The 7,599-nt window shown below is 58.5% G+C and carries 4 protein-coding genes and 2 tRNA genes; 3 read left to right on the forward strand and 3 right to left on the reverse strand.

Going from position 1 to position 7,599, the window contains the following annotated elements:
* Positions 1–289: 289 nt before the first annotated feature.
* A tRNA-Arg gene (locus tag BP858_RS07015) sits at positions 290–364 on the reverse strand.
* A 68-nt stretch (positions 365–432) separates the two neighbouring features.
* Here BP858_RS07015 and BP858_RS07020 point away from each other — a divergent pair.
* The gene (locus BP858_RS07020; protein WP_286879174.1) at positions 433–1,548 is read left to right on the forward strand and encodes a tRNA (guanine(10)-N(2))-dimethyltransferase; all 1,116 of its coding nucleotides are present in this window, start codon (positions 433–435) and stop codon (positions 1,546–1,548) included.
* Here the strand turns inward: BP858_RS07020 and BP858_RS07025 are convergent.
* The gene (locus BP858_RS07025) at positions 1,535–2,650 is read right to left on the reverse strand and encodes an OBG GTPase family GTP-binding protein (protein ID WP_074175172.1); all 1,116 of its coding nucleotides are present in this window, start codon (positions 2,648–2,650) and stop codon (positions 1,535–1,537) included. The genes BP858_RS07020 and BP858_RS07025 overlap by 14 nt on opposite strands.
* A gap of 187 nt (positions 2,651–2,837) precedes the next feature.
* Here BP858_RS07025 and BP858_RS07030 point away from each other — a divergent pair.
* Positions 2,838–2,912 (forward strand) — tRNA-Glu (locus tag BP858_RS07030).
* Between the two features lie 346 nt (positions 2,913–3,258).
* Here BP858_RS07030 and BP858_RS07035 read toward each other — a convergent pair.
* Positions 3,259–4,470, reverse strand: coding sequence for an MFS transporter (locus tag BP858_RS07035; RefSeq protein WP_214166584.1), 1,212 nt, complete (start codon positions 4,468–4,470; stop codon positions 3,259–3,261).
* 645 nt (positions 4,471–5,115) lie between these two features.
* Here BP858_RS07035 and BP858_RS07040 point away from each other — a divergent pair.
* A complete protein-coding gene (locus tag BP858_RS07040; protein WP_074175170.1) occupies positions 5,116–7,158 on the forward strand; it encodes an acetate--CoA ligase family protein in 2,043 nt (680 codons plus the stop codon).
* The last annotated feature ends 441 nt before the right edge of the window (positions 7,159–7,599 follow it).

A 7,599-nucleotide genomic window follows, 5' to 3' on the forward strand; every position in this document is an offset into this window, starting at 1 on the left:
CCTGCCCCCACCCCCGGGGTGATTCCCACCACGGTCCACTGCCCGGGAAGCCCGGGGAGTAGGTCGCTTTCATGCGTGCAGCCTCTCGCTCTGCCTTATAAACGCTCCAGTAGTGGACTATTTCATCTTAATTTACGGGTTTTGATGCGCGAAAGGCGGAATGCAAGTAACCTCACGCGGAAAGCCACGCGGGGGAGCGCTGAGGAAGGGCAGCAATCACGCGGGCGTCAAGGCAACGCGCTCTTCTGCGTGACGCAACGCTGCGCATGAAATTTCGCATGAAAAACGACGGGCTTGGGGGGATTCGAACCCCCGATATTCAGCTTAGGAGGCTGACGCCATATCCTGGCTAGGCCACAAGCCCACATATCGGAGCAATAGTATTACTCATAAGAAGGTATAAGGGTATCGAGCATCCACTTTTTCGGAAGCATGGATATTGTTGAGGTTACTGAAGGGAAAACCCGGTTTTTCGTGCCAAAACAGGATCCTCACCTTCAGTTCCCGCCTGGAGGCGGTCCGGTCTTTTACAATCCGCGCATGGAGCTGAACCGGGATTCCACCGTCCTCCTGCTCTCCACCCTGCGGCCAGAGAGTTACCTTGACGCCATGGGGGCGTCCGGCGTCCGGGGGCTCCGGGTGGCACGCGAGGTCGGGATTCCAGTGACGATCAACGACCATAACCCGAAGGCCATCGACCTGATCAGGGGAAACGTCGGGACGCTGGGCCTCAACGCCGAGGTCACCAGGGAGGATGCAAACGCGCTGATGAGCAGCAGGAGGTTTGATGCCGTCGACCTCGACCCCTTCGGGACGCCGGCACCCTTCATCGATTCCGCGGCCCGGAGCGCCGGGAACTATCTCTTCGTCACCGCCACCGATACCGCACCCCTCTGCGGGGCACACTTAAAAGCAGGTATGCGCCGCTACTTCTCCCGCCCACGGAACACCGAGTACCACGCCGAGGTCGGCCTCCGGACGCTGCTCGGGTTTGTGGTGCGCGAGGTGATCAAGTACGACCGGGGGGTTGAACCGCTCTTCTGCTACGCGCACGAGCACTTCCACCGCCTGCATCTGGCGCTCAGGGACGGGGCGGCGGCGGCCGACCGGACGCTTGCGCGGATCGGCTACGTGATGCAGTGTCCGCACTGCCTCTACCGCTCAGAGCAGACCGGGATGCTCCCCGAACCAGAGGTATGCGCGCTCTGCGGCGCAAACCTCGTGCCGGTCGGCCCCCTCTGGACAGGAAGCATCAACGACGACCGGACGCTTTGCCGGATGCAGGAGGCGCTGCCCGACGTTGCGGCCGGAACCGGCCCGAGGATCGCGCGGCTGCTTGATACCTGCCGCCGGGAGCTGGAGACCTCGAGCCACTACGACTACCACGTCATCGCGAAAGCAGAGCGGGTTTCGCCCGGCAGCATCGCAACCGTCATCGAACAGTTAGAGGCGCTCGGATACCGGGCAAGCCGCGCACACTACTCAGGAACGGCCATAAAGACCGATGCGCCCCTTCCAACCCTCAAAAGAGTGATCAGCGGCGGGTGACGATGGAGAGGATGTCCCCGTCCGCCAGCTGGTGAGTGATTCCGACACGCTGCGCGTCGTGTTTTGCCGATTCGCCCCAGACCCTCGCATACCGGAACTTGTCCGCGAAGTCCCGGTGGAGGCGGTTGCAGACGTCCTCGACCGTTGCCGGGATCCGGATGATCAGCGGCTCTTCCATATCCGCGGGGCCGCCGACGGGCTTGAGATAGACGCGCATGAACTCCAGGCTATCGAATATGGTGTCCTTGAGGTCTTCGATGCGGTAGCCGCTGTGTGCCGATACCATGACAGGCGGCTCGCCGAACCGCCGGGTCAACTTCTTCTCTATCTCTGCCCGCGTCTTCTCGTCCACCAGGTCGACCTTATTGACCGCGATGAACGCAGGGACGTAGACCCTGTTGCCGATCATCGCATCGATGAAGTCATCCTGGGTGACCTCGCCCCTGATCAGGACATCAGCGTTGACGATCTTGTTCTCCGCGAGGATTGAGCGGATCTCCTCGATCTCGAGATCGACGTTGCCGACGGTGTTGAGCCTGATACCGCCGCTGCCAGCCTTTTTTATGGTGATGTCGGGTTTGTGCCGGTTGATCCTGATCCCGGCATCGTGGAGCTCGCGGAGGAGGACGTCCGTATGTTGCTCGTTGAAGACATCGACCAGGATGAGGATCAGGTCAGCGCTCCGCACGACGGCGATAACCTCTTTTCCGCGCCCTTTGCCCATAGCGGCGCCGGCGATCAGGCCCGGGATATCCAGAACCTGGATCTTTGCGCCCCGGTGCTCCATCGAACCCGGGATAACGGAGAGGGTCGTGAAGGCGTAAGCCCCCGTCTCGCTCAGGTTGGTGCCGGTGAGCCTGTTGAGCAGCGTACTCTTTCCCACGGACGGGAAACCGACCAGGACGACAGTGGCATCTCCCGACTTCTTCACGGAGTAGCCCTCGCCTCCGCCGGACGAGGCCATGGCCCGGGTTACCGCTTCGTCGCGAATCTTCGCGAGTTTCGCCTTGAGGCGACCGATGTGCTTGGAGGTCGCCTTGTTGTACGGGGTGTTCTTGAGCTCGTCCTCAAGTTCCCGAATCTGCTCTTCGACACTGCTCATAGCTGCCGATACAGATATGCCGGGAAGATACTTATTGATGTCTATCCGGAAAATCACGGAGGAGAGGAGAGAACAACGCCAGAATCCTGCTCTGATTCTCCGGCCGGTAGCAGAACCGGGGACCGGAAGGGGAAGGATAGGTATAAGTACCAAGAACTCCAATTATGTAGAGCACAGTGGTGCACGCGCTGCTATAGTGTAGACCGGCCAATCATGTAGGACTCTCACTCCTACGACTGGGGTTCGAATCCCCATAGCAGCATTTTCTGATTGCGGTTTTAGTTTTTTTATGATGAGGTCGTCCCAAAACGCCTCTTCCGGGACGCCCCCTCCCGGCCCCTCCCCCGCGAGGCGATACCCCGTGGAAAAGCCGTGTCAGCGCTTTTGACGCTCGATATTGCTCAATTCTTTGCGATCGTGCGTCAGAATGCTCTGAACCATGTGGATATTTGGTCGCAGGGTAATTTTGGGATGTGCTCGATGCTATTACCTTGTTTTGTCCCACGTTATCTATTTTAGGCGCTCTGATTGCAATTCTGACGGTTCATGCTGGTTAAATATCTTCATGTCGATAACCGAAAGATGCCCAAATTCTGTTCTAAACCATATCAACTCCCCGTTTCTGGTGCCGGGTCCCGAACTGACAGCACAAAGAACCCGCAGACCGCCACAGCGATCAGGAAACTGGCGAAGAATCCAGGGCCGAAGCCGCCGCTGGCAACAATGATTCCGGTGACGAGAGGACCTGCAGAATGCCCGATATCCATGATGGATGATAATGCCCCCATCGAGGCCCCCATCTCTTCTTTCTGCGCAACATCTGCGACGTACGCACTGGTCGCAACCGTGGAGAGCGACATACCCAGAGCAAGAAGGGAACTTATGAGAAGGAACGCTGTAAACCCTGACGCAAACGGAATAGCGGCAACCGAGCACCCCAGAACGAAGAGACCTATGACAATCTGGATACGTTTGTCGATCCGGTCGGAGATCCTGCCGAAGGATGGTTTTGTCGCCGCGATGATCAGCGTCTGGGCGGCAAACAGGATCCCGGTCTGGTACGCACCCATTCCCCGGGAGAGCAATACGAGCGGCAGAAACGTCTCAAACGCTCCAAAGGCAAAGTAGGTCGCCATGTCCACGAGTGCCGTTGCCCGCAGTTTACGGTCCGTGAAGAACGTTACGAAACTCCTGCGGAAGGCCGAGAACGGGAGGACTGTGATAGGAGCCGGGGTCTCCTCCCGGTAGAGGAGGATCAGGACTGCCACCGGCACTGCGGCGATTGCTGCAGCAAGGTACACCATCCGGTAAGGAACGAGCCCGGGGTAGAAGACGAAGAACGAGATGATGGCCCCGCCGACAAGCGGGGCAAGAGTTCTCCCGATCAGGGTTGCAGAAGAATACTGCCCGAGCATCTCTCCCTTCTTCTCCGGAAACCGCACCGCAATCATCGCAGCGATCACCGGCCCGAGGATTGCAGTCGCCAGCCCATGAAAGAACCGGACCGGGATCAGCCAGAGCGGATCGGAGATGAAGAGGTAGAGCAGAGGTGCCGAAAGGAATATCGCTCCGGATATGATGAGCAGTCTCCTCTTGCCCAGGTGGTCCGAGAGAACCCCCACCGGGAACGAGAACAGGATCCCGGCGAGCGGGGAGACCGCCGCAACCAGACCGATGACCACATCACCGGCGCCCAGGGCCTGCGAGAACAGAGGCAGCACCGGATTCTTTGAGATGGTCGTCGAGAAGATTGCAAAAAAACCGATTACAAAGAGAGTATATACTGCCCGGCGATCCACTGCAGGGTGCTGCCCCATCATGATTTTTATCTCTGATTTTCATCTGATTTATAAATGCCGCGAATAAAAGATTGCGATCAGCAGTTAAGCCTCTGAAAGTATTCTGATTATCACCGGCTCACAAAGGCTACCAACGACCCTGAGTTCCGACCAACGGGAACGAGCTGCTGAATGAGCCTGGGCCACAGGGTTGTTGACACATGCCCTTTTACCCCTCGCTGTACCGAATGTGGTGGACGGGAGCGGGTGTTCCACCCCCAACAGAGAGGTTTCAGAGAACAACCTGCCCGACAACACTCCCAGGAGGCCTCGTCACGAGCGCGACACGGTCTCTTCCCACCCAGCGCAGGACGGCGGGTTTCAGCGAAGGCCCCGGTCCGGGGATCAGGCATCCACAGGAGATGCCTTCCACGAGAAGCCAAAAAATGGAACATTTACTCTGTGGTATCCACATTCCAGAGACAGAATGGCGAAATTCAGGAATGCCGCAGGCATCCCCGAATGAATTTGTCATGTAGAATCATTACAAAACCTATAAAACGAATCTGAGACCACCCTGTACAGTTCATACTGACCTGCCGGTTTGGCTTTCCAGGAGGCGGTTCATCTGCCCGGGAACATGAACTGCAGAACCATAGAGATGCTCGAATATTTGAGGAAACAACCATGGCCAAGAGAATGCTGAGCGAGTTCGAATCATACGATCTCCTAAAACAGTACGGAGTGCCGGTGCCTGAGCATGCAATCGTCCAGACGGCTGCCGAGGCGGCCAAGGCGGCAGAGAAGATCGGCTTTCCGGTCGTCATGAAGATCTACTCGCCCCAGATCATTCACAAGAGTGATGCGGGCGGTGTGATTGTCGGTATCGGGTCGAAACAGGCAGCAGGGGAGGCGTTTGATAAAATCGTCAAGAACGTGAAGGCGTTCAACCCCGAAGCCGAGATCAAAGGCGTCCTTGTCGTACAGCAGGCGGCCCCGGGGCTTGAGCTGATCGTCGGTGGGAAGACTGACCCGGCGTTTGGCAAGGTGCTCACCTTCGGTATGGGGGGCACGCTCGTTGAACTGATGAAGGACGTAACGCTGCGGATCCTGCCCGTCTCCGAAGAATCCATCCGGGAGATGGTCAGCGAGATTCACGGCTACCCCATGATCAAGGGCTACCGCGGGACGAAACCCCGGGACGAGGAGGCGCTCATCTCGGTTATCTGGGCTATCAGCCGGTTCTTCGCTGAGAACAAGAACGTCGTCGAGTTCGACATCAACCCGGTCAGGCTCTACGAGTCGGGTGCCTGCATCGTCGACGCCCGGGTCTTTGTTGACGATACAGCAGTAGAGACAACGGCAAAGGAGCGGCCGTTCGTGCCGATCGAGTACTTCACGCCTCGCTCCATAGCGGTCATCGGGGCATCGTCAGAACCAAAAAAGATGGGCTATGCCGTCATGCACAACCTCCTCCACTTCCCCGGTCAACTCTACCCGGTGAACAACAAGCGCCCGGAAGTGCAGGGGCTCAAGGCGTATCCCTCCATCCTGGATATCCCGAACCCCGTTGATATGGCGGTCATCACGGTCCCGGCAAAGCACGTGCCTTCCGTGATCGAGGAGTGCGGGCAGAAGGGAGTGAACATGGCCGTCATCATCACCGCCGGGTTCAAGGAGATGGGAGAGGGAGGAAAAGCGCTGGAGGACCGTGTCCTCGAGATAGCAAAGGGCTACGGCACGCGGATCATAGGCCCGAACTGCCTCGGGCTGATCATACCCCCACGGGGCATCGATACCACCTACGTCCACCAGTCACCCAAACCAGGCAACATCGCCTTCATCTCCCAGAGCGGCGCCATCATCAACACGGTGGTCGACTGGAGCATCACGCAGGATATCGGGTTCTCCGCCGTTGTCTCAGTGGGCAACCAGGCTGACCTTAACTTCATCGATTACCTCAGGTTCGTGGAGCGTGATCCAAAGACCAAGGGCATCATCCTCTACGTCGAGGAACTCCAGGACGGTAAGACCTTCATGAAGGTGGTCAGCGAGGTCTCAAAGACCAAACCCGTCGTGGCGATCAAGTCCGGATCATCCCAAAAAGGGCAGGAGGCGGCTTCGTCCCACACGGGTTCGCTCTCCGGATCATACGACGTCTACATGGAAGCGTTCCGTGAATCGGGCGTTATCCCCGTCCATACCCTGACCGGCGCATTCCAGGTCGCGGAGATGCTGGCGCTCCCCAAGGGCTACCCCAGGGGCAAGCGGGCGATCGTGATCACGAACGCCGGGGGGTTTGCCGTTCTCTCGTCCGACTACGCCGAGCGTTACAATGTCGACCTGATCAACCTGCCGCCGAAGGTCCTCAAGGAACTCAACGAAATCCTGCCAGATTTCTGGAACAAGAACAACCCGATCGACCTCCTCGGTGATGCCAGTGAGAAGCGGTTTGAGCAGGTCTTCGAGGTTCTCGCCAGGCACCAGGACTGCTGGGATATGGCCTTCGTGGTCGGGTTCCCAAACCTCGTCATAGGGTCCGACCAGCTGGCAAACCAGATCGTCCGGTTCTCGGAGAAGACCGAGAACGTGATCGTCGGGACGCTGCTCGGCGGAGACTCCATGGAACGGGGCCGCAAGATCCTCAGGGAGCGAGGCATCCCGAGTTTCGAGGAACTTGACTTCACCTTCCGGGTGATGGGGAGGATCCTCTGGCAGAGGTTCCGCTGAGAGACTCGTTCCCCAAAAATACTTTTTCTGCCCGCTTTTGGTGGTGAGGGACTCATATGGGTTCCTCCTGTTCTTACTGCTTCAGGATATCTTCATGTGCAGGTATGAGGCGGATCACCACCTCACGCGAAGGGGGAGGGCAGGGCTAGAATCCCTACAGACTTCGCGCACATCTGCGTGAAGCAACGTTGTGTGAAACGCTCATGAGGCTTCGCCCCATGCTGCACGGATGAGAACAGCCTGCTCCCCGGGCTCGCCCCATTGGCGCGAACGCAACCATGGGTGCAATGCGTTCCGGGTTGGCTGTCGGCGAGGTGCAAGCTCGGTTGAACCCCCGTACCAGTTCTGCTGAACGCGGAGGATCCTCCGTCTCACCCGGGTAGTGGACCGTGGTGGGAATCACCCTGGGGGTGGGGGCAGGGGGGGGGGGGCGCCCCCCCC

The organism is Methanoculleus sp. UBA413, from assembly GCF_002502935.1.
In the GTDB taxonomy this organism is placed as follows: domain Archaea; phylum Halobacteriota; class Methanomicrobia; order Methanomicrobiales; family Methanoculleaceae; genus Methanoculleus; species Methanoculleus bourgensis.